Source organism: Streptomyces pluripotens (assembly GCF_000802245.2).
In the GTDB taxonomy this organism is placed as follows: Bacteria; Actinomycetota; Actinomycetes; order Streptomycetales; family Streptomycetaceae; genus Streptomyces; species Streptomyces pluripotens.
The window spans coordinates 2,154,222-2,169,524 of record NZ_CP021080.1 but is presented as its reverse complement, the minus strand read 5'-3'; the positions used below and the strand labels follow the sequence as shown (position 1 = coordinate 2,169,524).

At 69.3% G+C, this 15,303-nt stretch carries 12 protein-coding genes and 2 tRNA genes; 12 read left to right on the top strand and 2 right to left on the bottom strand.

Annotation, left to right across the window (positions count from 1 at the left end; translation table 11 throughout):
• Positions 1–196: 196 nt before the first annotated feature.
• From LK06_RS33700 to LK06_RS09590, 8 genes are all read left to right on the top strand, one after another.
• On the top strand, positions 197–361 hold the full coding sequence (locus LK06_RS33700) for a hypothetical protein (RefSeq protein ID WP_039654602.1): 165 nt from the start codon (positions 197–199) through the stop codon (positions 359–361).
• Between the two features lie 56 nt (positions 362–417).
• Entirely contained in the window at positions 418–1,104 is a 687-nt protein-coding gene (gene nadD, locus LK06_RS09620; protein ID WP_039654603.1) for a nicotinate-nucleotide adenylyltransferase, read from the top strand.
• Positions 1,105–1,120: 16 nt separating this feature from the next.
• Positions 1,121–2,863 (top strand): LytR C-terminal domain-containing protein, encoded by a 1,743-nt coding sequence (locus LK06_RS09615; protein WP_043432589.1) that lies wholly within the window; start codon positions 1,121–1,123, stop codon positions 2,861–2,863.
• A 101-nt stretch (positions 2,864–2,964) separates the two neighbouring features.
• Positions 2,965–3,408, top strand: a complete 444-nt coding sequence (gene rsfS, locus LK06_RS09610; protein ID WP_039654605.1) for a ribosome silencing factor — start codon at positions 2,965–2,967, stop codon at positions 3,406–3,408.
• The gene (locus LK06_RS09605) at positions 3,408–4,076 is read left to right on the top strand and encodes a histidine phosphatase family protein (RefSeq protein WP_039654606.1); all 669 of its coding nucleotides are present in this window, start codon (positions 3,408–3,410) and stop codon (positions 4,074–4,076) included. Before rsfS ends, LK06_RS09605 begins: the two co-directional genes overlap by 1 nt.
• 93 nt (positions 4,077–4,169) lie before the next feature.
• A tRNA-Ala gene (locus LK06_RS09600) sits at positions 4,170–4,242 on the top strand.
• Between the two features lie 647 nt (positions 4,243–4,889).
• A complete protein-coding gene (locus LK06_RS09595; protein WP_039654607.1) occupies positions 4,890–5,123 on the top strand; it encodes a hypothetical protein in 234 nt (77 codons plus the stop codon).
• 523 nt (positions 5,124–5,646) lie between these two features.
• Positions 5,647–5,719, top strand: a tRNA-Ala gene (locus LK06_RS09590).
• A 103-nt stretch (positions 5,720–5,822) separates the two neighbouring features.
• Here the strand turns inward: LK06_RS09590 and LK06_RS09585 are convergent.
• Both LK06_RS09585 and LK06_RS09580 read right to left on the bottom strand, forming a co-directional pair.
• Positions 5,823–7,433 carry an NADH-quinone oxidoreductase subunit NuoF family protein gene (locus LK06_RS09585; protein ID WP_043432586.1) on the bottom strand — a complete coding sequence of 537 codons (1,611 nt, stop codon included), beginning with the start codon at positions 7,431–7,433 and terminating at the stop codon, positions 5,823–5,825.
• On the bottom strand, positions 7,430–8,770 hold the full coding sequence (locus LK06_RS09580) for a ferric reductase-like transmembrane domain-containing protein (protein WP_174673841.1): 1,341 nt from the start codon (positions 8,768–8,770) through the stop codon (positions 7,430–7,432). The genes LK06_RS09585 and LK06_RS09580 overlap by 4 nt, the downstream gene beginning before the upstream one ends.
• Before the next feature lie 403 nt (positions 8,771–9,173).
• Here LK06_RS09580 and leuS point away from each other — a divergent pair, with 403 nt between their 5' ends.
• From leuS to LK06_RS09560, 4 genes are all read left to right on the top strand, one after another.
• The gene (leuS, locus tag LK06_RS09575; protein ID WP_039654610.1) at positions 9,174–12,056 is read left to right on the top strand and encodes a leucine--tRNA ligase; all 2,883 of its coding nucleotides are present in this window, start codon (positions 9,174–9,176) and stop codon (positions 12,054–12,056) included.
• Between the two features lie 141 nt (positions 12,057–12,197).
• Positions 12,198–12,962 carry a hypothetical protein gene (locus tag LK06_RS09570; protein ID WP_039654611.1) on the top strand — a complete coding sequence of 255 codons (765 nt, stop codon included), beginning with the start codon at positions 12,198–12,200 and terminating at the stop codon, positions 12,960–12,962.
• 72 nt (positions 12,963–13,034) lie between these two features.
• Entirely contained in the window at positions 13,035–13,880 is an 846-nt protein-coding gene (locus LK06_RS09565; RefSeq protein WP_039654612.1) for a DegV family protein, read from the top strand.
• A gap of 144 nt (positions 13,881–14,024) precedes the next feature.
• On the top strand, positions 14,025–15,260 hold the full coding sequence (locus LK06_RS09560; protein ID WP_071659081.1) for a ComEA family DNA-binding protein: 1,236 nt from the start codon (positions 14,025–14,027) through the stop codon (positions 15,258–15,260).
• Positions 15,261–15,303: the final 43 nt, after the last annotated feature.

The following is a 15,303-nucleotide window of genomic DNA, read 5'->3' as shown; positions in this document are numbered from 1 at the left end:
GAGGGTTCCCGCAGGCCGGTGAGAGTTCCGCCGACCGTTCAGGCAAGTCCCTTCCGCGGCCGGAAAGGCACCACCGCGGACGCCCTCCTGCCGCGATCCGTCCCCAACGGCGGAGTCGGCGTGAGGGCCGCGGGGCCGCCCGCTTACGATGAGCCGACATCTTTATCCCGCCCACACGCGATAGGTCCTGACGAAGATGAGCTTCCACAGCACCGCAGCCCAGTTGGTCACCCTTGCCGCCGAGGGCGAACAGCACGGCGGAAACCACAACAGCCTGAACCCCGCCGTCACTGGCGGCTGCGCTCTGATCATCCTGCTTCTCCTGCTGTGGATCACCACGCGTTTCAACCGCGACCGCTGAGCGGTAACCCCGTCCCCGGCCGGGTGTCCGAGGCCGGGCCGGTAGGGTCTGCACGCATGGGAGAGCAGGACATGCCTACCGGTCCGGCGCACGAGGCCGCCGATGACACGGGGAAGCGCCCGCAAGACCGGCCGGGCCATGGTCCCACCCACACGGGTAAGCGGCGCCTCGGCGTCATGGGCGGAACCTTCGACCCGATCCACCACGGGCACTTGGTGGCGGCCAGTGAGGTCGCCGCGCAGTTCCACCTGGACGAGGTCGTGTTCGTGCCCACCGGCCAGCCGTGGCAGAAGTCCCACCGCAAGGTTTCCCCGGCCGAGGACCGCTATCTGATGACGGTCATCGCGACCGCCGAGAACCCGCAGTTCTCCGTCAGCCGCATCGACATCGACCGCGGTGGCCCCACCTACACCGTGGACACCCTGCGCGACCTGCGTGCCCTCAACCCCGACACCGACCTCTTCTTCATCACCGGCGCCGACGCCCTTGCCCAGCTGCTGACCTGGCGGGACTCCGAGGAACTGTTCTCCCTCGCGCACTTCATCGGCGTCACCCGGCCCGGCCACCATCTGACTGACCCGGGCCTGCCGGAGGGCGGTGTCTCGCTCGTCGAGGTGCCGGCGCTCTCCATCTCCTCCACCGACTGCCGTGCGAGAGTCGCCAATGGAGACCCCATCTGGTACATGGTGCCGGACGGAGTCGTGCGTTACATCGACAAGCGCGAGTTGTACCGCGGCGAGTGAGCCGAGAGGGGCACCGGTGAACGACCGATACGACGCGGGATACGGGAACGGTCCGTACGAACTGGTCGGCTACGACGAGTACGGGCAGCCCGTGTACCGGCAGGTCCCGGCAGAACAGCCTCCGCAGGCAAGCTACGACCCCTACGCCCAGCAGCAGGGCTACGGCTACGGCTCGTACGCCACCGGCCAGCAGTCGCCGGCCCCCTCTTACGACTCCGGCCAGCAGCCGTCGGCCTACGACTCCTACGGCTCCGCCCAGCAGTCGTCCGCCTACGACTCCTACGGGACTCAGCCCCCCTACGACCCGTATGGCACGGGTGCCCACGACCCTTCCCCCTACGACCCCCATGGTCAGGCCGCGAGCAGCGGTCAGCAGCCCCGGGTCGTTGGACAGACCGCCTACATCCCCCAGCAGGCCGGGCCAGCCGAGGACACGCACGCGCCGGAAGAAACCGAGCGGCGGGACGATACGGGCGAACCGGATTACCGCACGGAGCAGTTCGCCTTCGTCGAGGAGCCGGACGGTGACTCCGAGGACGTCATCGACTGGCTGAAGTTCACCGAGAACCGCACCGAGCGCCGCGAAGAGGCCCGTCGTCGCGCCCGCAGCCGGATCACCGCCCTGGTCATCGTCCTCGCCCTCGTCGCCGTCGGCGGCGTGGGCTACCTCTGGTGGGCCGGGAGACTGCCGGGCCTGTCCTCGACCGGCGGCAAGACCGGTGCGGCCGTGCCGGTTGCCGCTCAGAAACGTGACGTCATCGTCGTCCACCTGCACAACACGGGCAAGGGCGGTACCTCGACGGTGCTACTGGTCGACAACACCACCACCAAGCAGGGCACCACCGTGCTGCTCCCCAACTCCCTGGCGCTCACCGCAGACGACGGCTCTCCCACGACCCTCGCCAAGTCGGTCGACGAGGACGGTTCCTCCGGCACCCGTGATCAGCTCGACACGGTTCTCGGTACCAGCATCCAGGGCACCTGGCGCCTCGACACCCCGTACCTGCAGAACCTCGTCGAGCTGGTCGGCAACATTGACATCGACACCAACGCCGACGTACCCGACGCGGGTGCCAAGAAGAAGGGCACCTCGCTGCTCGTGCACAAGGGAACCGACCAGACCCTCAGCGGCAAGATGGCCGTCGCCTACGCCACCTACCGTGCCGCAGGCGAGTCGCAGAACGCCCAACTGGAGAGGTTCGGCCAGGTCATGCTGGGTGTGCTGCGCAAGATGCCCTCCGAACCCTCCTCGGCCATCACGACCGTGCAGACCCTCGCGCAGATTCTCGACCCGCCGCTCACGGACAAGGACCTCGGCACCTTCCTCGCCAAGCTGGCCGACCTCGCCAAGAGCGGCGACTACAAGAGCGCCCTGCTGCCCGTCCAGGCCGACGGCACGTTGACGGCGAAGACCAGCGACAGTGTGGTGAAGGACATCCTCGGCGGCACGGCCAAGAGCCCGGGGGCCGGCTCCGCGGTCCGGGTCTCCGTGCAGAACGCCACCGGTGTGAAGGGCGACACCGAGAAGGCCCGCGTGGTGCTCCTCAACGGCGGCTTCACCTTCTTGGAGGGCGGCACGGCATCCGCCACCCAGGACACCTCGAAGGTGATCTACTCGGACGCCTCCCGCAAGGCCGACGCCACCGAGGTCGCCAAGACGCTCGGTCTGCCGACCGGGTCCGTGACGAAGGGAAGCGTCTCCCCGGGCGCAAACGTCTCGGTCGTCCTCGGCCGCGACTACCAGCCCGCCACATCCTGACCACAGTCGGGGCGCCGCACGTGATGCGGTCATCACGTGGGGTGCCCCGGGCGGTCCGTGAGACCCTTGAGGTCCAGTGACCGCCGACGGAAAGCCACGCAGTGACCGCCACCGACCGTTCTCTTGAGCTCATCACCACAGCCGCCCAGGCAGCGGCCGACAAGCTCGCTCACGACGTCATCGCCTACGACGTCAGCGATGTGCTGTCGATCACGGACGCCTTCCTGTTGGCATCCGCCCCCAACGACCGTCAAGTCAAGGCCATCGTCGACGAGATCGAGGAGCGCCTGCAGAAGGAACTCGGCGCCAAGCCGGTGCGCCGTGAGGGCGACCGCGAGTCCCGGTGGGTGCTGCTCGACTACGTCGACATCGTCGTCCACGTCCAGCACAGCGAAGAGCGGGTCTTCTACGCGCTGGAGCGGCTGTGGAAGGACTGCCCCGAGATCGAGCTGCCTGCCGATGCCAAGGCCACCCGCGGCAAGGCGCAGGAGCACGCCAAGCTGCAGGCCGCCGAGGCCGACCAGGCACCGGGCGGGGAGTGGTGATGAGCTCCACCGGCGAGGTGACCGACCGTAGCGGCCGGGGCCGCCGTGTCATCTTGTGGCGGCACGGCCAGACCTCGTGGAACGTGGAGCGCCGTTTTCAGGGCAGTACGGATGTGGAACTGACCGAGGCCGGCGTCGGCCAGGCCCGTCGCGCCGCCCGGCTGCTCGCTTCTCTGGGGCCCGACGCGATCGTCTGCTCGGACCTGCAGCGGGCCGCGAACACAGCCGCCGAGCTGGCCCTCCTCACCGGCCTTGACGTCACCCGTGAGGAAGGCCTGCGCGAGACCTACGCGGGCGTTTGGCAGGGGCTGACGCACGAAGAGATCATCGCCCGCTACGGCGCGGAGTACACCGCCTGGAAGCGCGGCGAGCCGGTTCGTCGAGGCGGCGGCGAACTGGAGACCGAGGTTGCCGACCGTGCCGCCCCGGTGGTGCTGCGGCACGCCGAGAAACTGCCCGAGGACGGCACCCTGGTCGTCGTCAGCCACGGCGGGACCATCCGCACGACCATCGGCAGGCTCCTGGGGCTGGAGCCCGGCCACTGGGAGAGCCTCGGTGGCCTCTCCAACTGCTGCTGGTCCGTGCTCGGTGAGGGCGCGCGCGGCTGGCGCCTGCTGGAGCACAACGCGGGCACCCTTCCGGAGCCCGTCCTCGGCGACGACGACTGACGGTCCCGAGGCTCCCGGACCCCGGATTTCACTTTCCGGCAGGTCACAGGCTAGAGTTCTTCTTGTTCGCCCCGCCGAGCGGGAAGAACGCAAGGGGCTATAGCTCAGTTGGTAGAGCGCCTGCATGGCATGCAGGAGGTCAGGAGTTCAATTCTCCTTAGCTCCACTGATCGGCACTCTGTGGAGTTGTCAAAGATCGGTGATGAGGATCCCGTCCCCCTGGGGCGGGATTTTCTGCATCCCTGCCCAGATGACCTGTGCTCGTGCGTGGACAGTGGTGCCCCGGGAAGTGGTGGATCGGGATCTAGGGCGGCGACGGCGAACGGGCCGTCACGGAAAGTGAAACACCCACCACTGACAACCGGGCCCCGGCGGGTGCGCGCGGTCATCCAGTGCGGGTAGCCGATCGACGTGGCGTCCCTTCGGCACACTGGTCCTGAACCGGCTTGAGTCACTTGGGTCCCGCGGCCGTATACCTCCGCGGAGGCTGTCCCGGTGTGCGCCGGTGCGCTGGCCGGAACGCCCGCGGCGGGAGCCTTGTCCGGACTGGTACCGAGGCGTCGCTGACCGTGTTGGTCCGGTCGTGGCAGAATCAAACGGCCGGAAGGGGACGCGGCCCGGCGGGAGGGAGCAACGATGCCTGCGAGCACCATTGAGGAGGTCGGCCACCTCCTCGGTGCGGTGGTGATACGCAATACGAACACCCGGCTCAGCTGCCCTTCCTGCGGTTCTGCGCATGTAGCCCAAGTCCTGGGCGACAACGGCGGAATCTCGTACGTGTGCACGGCCTGCGGCCACAGCTGGAGCTGATCGATGGGTGCACACAGGCGGAAGTGCGATTGGTGCGGCAGCGGTACGCCCATCGTTCGCGACATGGAACCGGTCAATACCGACTACCAGTACTGGTGCGAGGAATGTGCACGGGCGCTGATCATAAAAGGCGATCCCATCGAGACGTACCGGGAACTGGAGGGCGAGCCGATCTACGGCCGTCTGCTGGAGGACCACTGCACGCTCAAGAGGTTCTACTCCTTCGTCACGGCTTGACGCGGGTCGACCGGGGCCGCGCCCCGGCAACGATGTCCACTCCGACGAGGGGATGGGGCACCCGAGCTCCTCCGTGGGCGGTTGAAAGCATCAACTCCAAGCCGGTCTGGTGCGGTTCGCAGTGCCCTGTCCTTTGCGGCACCCGTCACGGAGGGGGCCCGGGCAGCGTGCCAGTGCCGTGCCCGGAACCGTCGTCCGGAGTCCGTGCGGACGGGGCGGCAGGGGCGTAGCCGCGGACCACCGGGCGTGCGCTCAGCATGCCGGGCCGATCGGCGACGTGGTGACCCGTGACGCCCCATGCAGACGACAGTGGGCGGGCGACAGCGGGCGGACGATCAGTCCTCCAGCGTCCTGTGGGGCCCGCAGGGAAGGTGAACGCAGCCGCAGAATGCGACATTGAGCTCCTTATCGGGTCGCAGTGGACGCCGATTTGGTGCTGCACCCCCGCGACCATGTAATGTTGGCGTCGTCGCCGGGAAACCGGGCGACACGGTCGACAGGCGGTTCTGCCGCTTGGACACCAGGGGCTATAGCTCAGTTGGTAGAGCGCCTGCATGGCATGCAGGAGGTCAGGAGTTCAATTCTCCTTAGCTCCACAGAAGGAAGAGGCGGACCGTCCCCATGGATGGTCCGCCTCTTGCATGTTCCACGTGTCCGGAGCGGGTCACCCGCGCAGGGCGACCCGCCGTTTCCGTGTGTTCAGCGGCCGAGAGCGCGCCGGCCGCGCCCCTGGGAGAGGACCGGGAGGTTGCGCGTCGACGCCTGTCCGCGGGTGTCCTCCTCGACGCGCAGGGCGAGTGCCGGGCAGCGGCGCACCGCTCGCACGGCCTTCGCCTCCGCGTACCGCGGCACTTGCGCCTGGGCGACGGTGGGGAAGCCGTCGGCACCGAGCTCGAACACCTCCGGCAGGATGTCGGCGCACAGGCCGTGGCCCCGGCACAGCGTCCAGTCGACGTAGATCTTCTGGCGGCTGGCACCGGCCTCCTCCGGCTCTCCTCCACCGGGGATGCCGGTGGGAGCCCGCCCACCCTCGAACAGCGGCAGAACGCCCTCCACGGGGCGTCCGCAGCCAGTTCCCAGGACATGGGCGGCCAGGTCGTCGGTGAACGCCTTGATGGTCGACTCCAGGAACATCGCCGAGCCGTCCGGGTGTGAACAAGCTCCCCGCCGTTTGACGTTCTTCGCCACCTGTTTCAGCGCTTCCAGGGCGGCGGGGCCACCGCCGCTCAGGATGTCCTCCATACCCCTGGCAGCGGCGGGCAGCCCCAGGTAACAGGGGCCGCACTGGCCGGCGCTCTCCTCGGCAAGCCACTGGGCCACCCGTAGGGACTCGCCCAGCGGGCACGTCTCCTGGGTGATGGGCAGGATCGCCCCCGCGCCCAGGGAACCACCCACCGCATCCAGCGAGTTGCGCGAGACGATCGCCTCGTTGACGGTTGCCGCGTCGATCCACTTGCCGTGGTAGCCGCCGGTCAGCACGCCTTGCGGTACCGGCGGAGCACCCGCCAGCTGCAGCACGTAGCGCAGCGGCACGCCCGTGGGGGCCTCGATCACCATCGGGCGGGCGACCGCGCCGGAAAGCGTCAGCATGACGGTGCCCGGCTCGTCGTACAGGCCGGTGTTGCCGTAGCGCTCGGGACCGATGCGGGCGGCGATGGCCAACTGCGCGAAGGTCTCCGCGTTCGACAGCAGGGTGGGTGCGCCGCCGACGCCGCTCTGGGAAGCGCTGATCTTGCGGCCGGGCGGGATCGCCGGACCGCCGTCGACCGAGCGGATCAGGGAGGCGGCGGCGCCGGTGACCATGCGCACCGGATTGCGCTGCACCCACGCGCGCAGCGCCGATTTCCGACTGTTGCTCAGGCCGCGCTCGGCGAGCGCGGCCTCCATGGAACGCTGCGTGGACTCCCGGGTGACACCGATCACGAGTGTGCGCGCGCCGAGCGCCTCCGCACACAGCAGTGCGCCGTCCAGGATCAGGTGCGGGGCACGGTTGATGAGCACGGTGTCCTTGCGGCAGGCCGGTTCGTCCTCGCTGCCGTTGACGACGACGACCGGCCGCACCCCCCGCTTGATCGCCGACTCGGCGACCGAGCGCAGCTTCTTGTGGAAGGGGAAACCCGCGCCGCCGCGGCCCTTGAGGCTGATGCGCTCGGCGAGCTGTGCGAGCTGTTCGCCGCCCAGAGGGTCGAGCGGCCCGTGGACCTTCAGGTGCATGGGCAGGTCGAGCCGCTCCACAAGGTCGAAGCCCGACGTGAGCTGGGGAAGGCCGACGACGCGGACTTCGGGGACGTCGGGCAGGGCCTCGTTCACCTATGGCCTCCGGAAGGCATGTTCCAAGGTTCGCCCGAACCCGGCGCGTACGAGGCGCCGGGCGATGGTTCGGTTGCGGGACCGCTGTTGTACGTGTCGTTCCGGTTGTACGTGTCGTAGAGCGGGTTTGTCTCACCGATGTCGTACACGTCACTTCCGCCGTAGCCGGTTGTGCCGGAATTCCCCTGGATGGGCATGGTGTATCCGGTGTCCTGCAGCGGGTCGTACGCGGACGGAGGGGCCTCGCCGACCGGCGGAGGGGAAGGAATCGGCCAGCTGCCCGAGGTGCTGGCGGGGTCGTCCATGCGGGGCCAGCTGCCCGAGGTGCTGGCGGGGTCGTCCATGCGGGGCACGGCCCCCGTGGCCTGCAGGTCCGGCGGCAGGTCCATACGGGCGGTCTGGTCGGTCGCGAACGATTGCGGGGACGGTCCGGGCCCGGTACGGGGAGCCACCGCGCGGTAGGCCGCCGCGAAGCCCGTGGGGGACTCGGCGACCGGGGCCGCCGGCCCCTGGTACGAGGGCGTGGAGGGGAAAGCCATAGCCTCGGCGGGTGCCGGCCTCGGCTCCCGCAGGTCCTGGTAACCGCGCAGTGCCGGCTCTTCCGCCCGGGAACGATTTGCGTCCAGGTCCTCGACCGGTCCCGGACGCTCAGAGCTGCCGAACAGCGTCACCAACTGGTCCGCGACCTTGTGCTTGACCGGGCGTGGGGCGGCGCGCAGTGCGAGTGCGCCCATGACTCCGAGCAGGGACAACCCGTAGAGGATCACGAAGATGGGCTTGGCCGCGCGACCCGCGTAGAGGCCGTGGATCAGCGCCGCGCACCAAGCCGGGTAGGCCAGCATGTGCATGGCCCGCCACCGGGCGGCCACGGGGGCCGGGGTGGCGAAATTGCTGCGCAGGGCACCGGTGACACCCACGAAGATCATCAACAGGCCCGCCAGTGAGCCGAGGCCGACGAGGCCGCCTATTCCGGCAAAACCACCGGAGAATGGGATGACCGCGGCAATCACCTGTGTGTGGCCGACGGCGATCTTCGTGACGATGTGCAACAGCAGGAATGCGATCGAGGCGACCGCGGTGGTCCGGTGGACCGCCTGGCCCACGATCCGCTGCCGTGTGTTCAGGAAGATCCGGTCCTGGGCGAGCAGACCCCAGATCACCGAGCAACTGAGCGAGACGAGGGAGAGCACACCCGCGCCGAAGTTCAGGAAGGCGCGGAACTGGCTGCCCCCCACCAGCACGACTACGGGTATGAGCAGCAGAACGACGACGGATGCCACCCCATAGGCCGAGCGGCCCGGTTTGGGGAGCGAGCTGGTACTACGACGAGGGTTCATGGGGGCAACTCCGAGCAGTTTCGGGAAAGCGGTCCCGCTGCCGCACTCTAAGTGGCGCCATACTGATCAGTACGGGGTTTGAGTTATTGCGTTGTTATCGGCGGACAATGTGACTGGGGTGATGTCCCTTAGCGGCCGGTACGCGAAGTAATCCTTGACCGTGACTCAGTTCCGGGCCGCCGCTTCGTGGCATCCACTAGGCATACGGAAGTGCGTCGCCGCTTGCTCAAGCCCTGCGGTACCCTAACGCCATGCGTGCCGTACGCCTTCTGCTTAGCGGGCCGCGCTGATCAGTTCCGACCACCGGTTGTGTCGTGTGGTCGGCATCGGCGCGGCATCCCCTCCTGTGCGAGGGGCTTTTTCATTTCCGCAGGCAGAGACGACCGATGGAGCTTTGAGGATCATGAGCGAGACGAACCCCGCTGCCGCCGCGGCCATGTCGGCGGAGGCCGCGCCGCACCGCTACACGGCCGCCATGGCAGCCGAGATCGAGGCACGCTGGCAGGACTTCTGGGACGCCGACGGCACCTACGCGACGCCGAACCCCAAGGGCGACCTGGCCGGCGACCCCGTGCTGGTCGCCAAGCCCAAGAAGTTCATCATGGACATGTTCCCGTACCCCTCCGGTGCGGGTCTGCACGTGGGCCACCCACTGGGCTACATCGCCACCGACGTCTACGCCCGGTATCAGCGCATGACCGGCCACAACGTGCTGCACACCCTGGGCTTCGACGCCTTCGGCCTGCCCGCGGAGCAGTACGCCGTGCAGACCGGCACGCACCCGCGCGTGTCCACCGAGGCCAACATCGAGAACATGAAGGCGCAGCTGCGGCGGCTGGGTCTGGGACACGACAAGCGCCGGTCCTTCGCCACGATCGACCCGGACTACTACAAGTGGACCCAGTGGATCTTCCTGCAGATCTTCAACTCCTGGTACGACGAGGAGGCGAAGAAGGCCCGCCCGATCGCCGAGCTGGTCGCCCGCTTCGCATCCGGTGAGCGTCCGGTTCCGGGCACCACGCGCGCGTGGGGTGAACTGAGCGAGACCGAGCGCGCCGCCGTCCTGGGCGAGTACCGCCTGGCCTACGCCTCCGACGCGCCGGTCAACTGGTGCCCCGGTCTGGGCACCGTACTGGCCAATGAGGAGGTCACCGCCGAGGGTCGCTCCGAGCGTGGCAACTTCCCGGTCTTCAAGGCCAAGCTGCGCCAGTGGAACATGCGGATCACCGCCTACGCCGACCGGCTGCTGCAGGACCTGGAGGAGCTGGACTGGCCCGAGGCCATCAAGCTGCAGCAGCGCAACTGGATCGGCCGCAGCGAGGGCGCTCGTGTCGACTTCCCGATCGACGGCGAACGCATCACGGTCTTCACCACCCGTCCGGACACGCTGTTCGGTGCCACCTACATGGTGCTGGCGCCCGAGCACCCGCTGGTGGAGAAGTTCACCCCCTCCGAGTGGCCCGAGGGCACGCACGAGGCATGGACCGGTGGCCATGCCACTCCTGCGGAGGCCGTCGCCGCCTACCGTGCGCAGGCCGCCGCGAAGTCCGACGTGGAGCGCCAGGCCGAGGCCAAGGACAAGACCGGCGTCTTCACCGGTGCGTTCGCCGTGAACCCGGCCAACAACCAGCGGATCCCGGTCTTCATCGCCGACTACGTCCTGATGGGCTACGGCACCGGTGCGATCATGGCCGTTCCAGCACACGACACGCGTGACTTCGCCTTCGCACGCGCCTTCGGCCTGCCGATCCGCTGCGTGGTGGAGCCGACCGACGGCCGCGGCACCGACGCGTCCACCTGGGACGACGCCTTCGTCTCCCACGACGCCGAGATCATCAACTCGGCCGGCGCCGACGTCACGCTGGACGGCCTGGGCGTGACCGATGCCAAGGCCCGTATCACCGAGTGGCTGCAGGGCGCGGGCGTGGGCGAGGGCACCGTCAACTTCCGCCTGCGGGACTGGCTGTTCAGCCGCCAGCGTTACTGGGGCGAACCCTTCCCGATCGTCTACGACGAGGACGGTGTCGCCCACGCCCTGCCCGAGTCGATGCTGCCGTTGGAGCTGCCCGAGGTCGAGGACTACAGCCCCCGCACCTTCGACCCGGACGACGCCGACACCCAGCCCGAGACGCCGCTGTCGCGCAACGAGGAATGGGTCAACGTCACCCTGGACCTGGGCAACGGTCCGAAGAAGTACCGCCGAGAGACCAACACGATGCCCAACTGGGCCGGTTCCTGCTGGTACGAGTTCCGTTACCTGGACCCGCACAACGAGCGGGAGCTGGTCGACCCCGAGATCGAGCAGTACTGGATGGGCCCGCGCGAGGGCCGGCCGCACGGCGGCGTGGACCTGTACGTCGGCGGCGCCGAGCACGCCGTGCTGCACCTGTTGTACGCGCGCTTCTGGTCCAAGGTCCTGTACGACCTGGGACACGTTTCCTCCGCCGAGCCGTTCCACAAGCTGTTCAACCAGGGCATGATCCAGGCCTACGTCTACCGCGACAGCCGTGGTATCGCAGTGCCGGCCGCCGAGGTGGAGGAGCGTGACGGCGCCTACTCCTACCAGGGCGAAAAGGTCACCCGTCTGCTGGGCAAGATGGGCAAGTCGCTGAAGAACGCGGTGACGCCGGACGAGATCTGCGCCGAGTACGGTGCCGACACCCTGCGCCTGTACGAGATGGCGATGGGTCCGCTGGACGTCTCGCGTCCGTGGGACACGCGGGCGGTCGTCGGCCAGTTCCGGTTGCTGCAGCGGCTGTGGCGCAACATCGTCGACGAGACCACCGGCCAGGTCACCGTCACCGGTGCCGAGCCCGACGAGGACGCCCTGCGTGCCCTGCACAAGGCGATCGACGGCGTCCGTCAGGACCTGGGGGGCCTGCGTTTCAACACGGCCATCGCCAAGGTCACCGAGCTGAACAACCACCTGACCAAGACCGGCGGTGCGGTGCCGCGGTCGGTCGCCGAGCCGCTGGTGCTGATGATCGCCCCGCTGGCCCCACACATCGCCGAGGAGCTGTGGCGCAGGCTGGGGCACACCGACTCGGTCGTCCACCAGGACTTCCCGGTCGCCGATCCGCAGTACGTGGTGGACGAGGCCGTGACCTGCGTGGTGCAGATCAAGGGCAAGGTCAAGGCCCGCCTGGAGGTGTCGCCGGCCATCTCCGAGGAGGAGCTGGAGAAGGTGGCCCTGTCCGACGAGCGGGTCGTCGCTGCACTGGGCGGTGCGGGCATCCGCAAGCTGATCGTGCGGGCACCGAAGCTGGTGAACATCGTTCCCGCGTGATGACCGGACACCGCGCACAACCCGCGTCGGGGTAGTCCCCTACGGGCAGGTTCGGGGTTCCTCTGGAACCGCGAACCTGCCCACTGCGTTTACCGTGGAGAGCACAGCGGCTTGTGCCGTACCGGTCGGAGGAGGAGCGTCGTGGAAGCCGTCATCGCCGTGTTCGCCCTGCTCTTCCTGCTCTTCGTCAGCCTGGGCGTCTACGCCACGGCCAAGGCGGTGGGCGCCGCCAAGCGCGGGGTGGACCGCACGATCGAGCAGGCCCGCCGCACGGTCGAGGACCACACCCTGCGTGCCAAGTCCCTCACCCAGTCCGGCCCGGCCCGCGAGATCGCGCACCTGCGGCTCACGCTGCGCACCTCCATGCGCGCCACCCAGGACGCGCTGTACGCGGGCGCTGCTGAAGACGAGTCGCTCAAGGAGTCCCTCGGCCTGTTCCAGCGGCTCAGCGCACACGGCCGCGAACTGGACGCCGACCTCAAGCGCCTGGAGACCGAGCCCGACCGGGCCGCGCTCGCTGCCCGCCTGCCCGAGCTGCGCAGCCGCACCGCACGCGTCAGCGAGTCCGCGGACTCGCTGCGCTGGGCCGTCCGCGACCGGGCCCGCCACTTCGCCGACGAGGACCTGGGATCGCTCAGTGCCCAGATAGACCTCGAAGCGGACGCCCTGCGGCACTGGGCGCGGACGGAGCCTGCGCAGACAACCGCGCGGCGGCCCGACACCGTTTCCGGCGGCCAGGGAACCTCTGACGAGGGAAGTCCCAGCGGCCCGGCAGATCGCCGGTTCCGCCCGCGGACGGCCGACTCCCGTCCCTCCCCGGATCCGGCTCCCCCCTCGATCACTCCGCCGTCACCCCGTCTCGCCCACCCCTGGCGGAGGAAGCCCCGCCCGGAGAGCACGGTCTGAGCGGATAGCCCGGAGCACGCCGGACTGGGGCCGGGCTGCCGCGCGAGCACCACGGCAGGTAACCTCCAGCTCATGTCCTGCCATGTCGCGATCGTCACCGATTCAACGGCCTACTTGCCGCTCAGGACGATGGAGCGTCACGGCATCACCGCAGTACCCCTCACCGTGGTCCTCGGTGACCGGGCGCTCGAAGAAGGCACCGAGATCTCGACCCGCTCCCTGGCCCAGGCCCTGCAGAAGCGGCGTTCCGTCACCACCTCCCGCCCCAGTCCCCAGGTGTTCGCGGATACCTACCGCAAGGTCGCCGAGTCCGGTGCGAGCGGCATCGTGTCCCTGCACTTGTCTGCCGAGCTGTCCGGCACATACGACGCGGCGGTTCTTGCGGCGCGTGAGGCGCCGGTGCCCGTGCGGGTGGTGGACACCGGAATGGTCGCGATGGCCCTGGGCTTCTGCGCGCTCGCGGCGGCCGAAGCCGCCGAGGCCGGTGGCACGGCGGACGAGGCCGTCACGGCCGCCGAGAAGCGGGCCGCGGGTACGTCCGCGTACTTCTACGTCGACACCCTCGACTATCTGCGCCGTGGCGGTCGTATGGGAGCCGCGCAGGCCCTCCTCGGCTCCGCACTCGCCGTCAAGCCCCTGCTCCAGCTGGACGGCGGTCGTATCGAGCTGCTCGAAAAGGTCCGCACAGCGTCCAAGGCGATCGCCAGGCTGGAGGAGATCGCCGTCGAGCGGGCGGGCAGCGCCGAGGTCGACATCGCCGTGCACCATCTCGCCGCTCCCGACCGCGCGACGGCTCTCGCTGACCGACTGCGGGCAAGGGTTCCGGGCCTTGCCGAACTGCACGTCAGCGAGGTGGGAGCGGTGATCGGAGCGCATACCGGGCCCGGGCTGCTGGGAGCGGTTGTCTCGCCCCGCTGACTCCCTCGAACGCGGCTCTCACGCCATGCCCCGTACGGACTGAACTCACCCGTGTGGGTGGTTGGGTTTTCCACAACCCGTCCGTGGTCCACGGGAGTTGACCAAGATCATCCTGAATGTGTCGGGATGCCGCATGCTCGTCGCATGGCACTTCGATCACCTTCACGCACAGTCACCCCGACCAGTGGCCCCGGCCGTGGGCCCGGTTCCGACGGCCGCGTCAGGGGGCGTCGCGGCACCGGAGGCCTCCGCAGCCCCGATCACCGTGGCGCTCGTCAACGCCCGTCAGCCCCGGCTGAGGAGTTGCGCCGCCGAGCCGAAGTCCTCTTCGGTGAACGAGCCGTGCGCCGACGGGAGTCGGGAAACGGACCACCGGGCCGGGACACGACCGGGCATGGGCCTGGGGGCGGGCTCGGGGGCGAGCCGGACCAGGGCAGGGCCGCGGACACCGCCACGGTTACCGGCAGGGTCGGGGCTGCGGAGGAGGCCACGGCGACAGGCCCTGATCCGGCGGTGAGCCCGGCAAGCACGGTGGCCAAGACCGCGCCGTGGTCGACGGGGACTGCACAGACCGCGCCGGCTGGGGGAGCCGGACCGTCGGTGCCCGACCAGGCCGCAGATGCCGAACCGGTCAACCCGGCAACCTGGTTGGAGCCCGAGGGCCCGACCGTTCCGGGCTGGCGGGTGCGAGCCGGACTTGCGTTGCGGGAGCGGATGCCAGTGTGGCTGCAGGCGCGGTGCGGGGTGGAGCGGCGAGGAGTGGTGGCACTCTCCGTGGTACTCGCGGCTTCCGCCGTGTTCGCCGCGCAGCACTTCTGGACCGGTCGTACCCAGTCTGTGCGCGCCCCTCAAGTGGTGCGTGCCGAGGCCACCTATGCCCAGCAAGGCGATGACACGAGGCCGGGCGTGGCCGTCAGCGTCTCGGCGGTACCCAGGGTCGAGATCGTCGTGGACGTCAGCGGTAAGGTCCGGAAACCGGGCGTCCGGCGGCTTCCGGCCGGCTCCCGGGTGGCCGACGCGCTGCGGGCGGCGGGCGGAGTCCGCCCGGGTACGAGCACTGAGGGGCTCAACCGGGCCCGGTTCCTGGTCGACGGTGAACAGGTCGTCGTCGGCGCCCCCGTCGCGGCCGTGGCCCTGCCCGCACCGGTGGGAGGGGTTGCCCCCGGAACGACGGGTGCGGGGCCCTGGAGCCCGGTCTCCCTCAACACGGCCACCGTGGACCAGCTCGATGCCCTGCCGGGAGTCGGTCCGGTACTGGCCCGGCACATCATCGACTACCGCACCCGGCACGGCGGATTCCGCTCAGTGGACGACCTGCGGCACGTCAGTGGCATCGGGGACCGCCGCTTCACCGATCTACGGAACCTGGTGCGGCCATGAGCCGCCTGCTCGAAGAGGCCGACCCCAGCATTGAGCCAGGGAA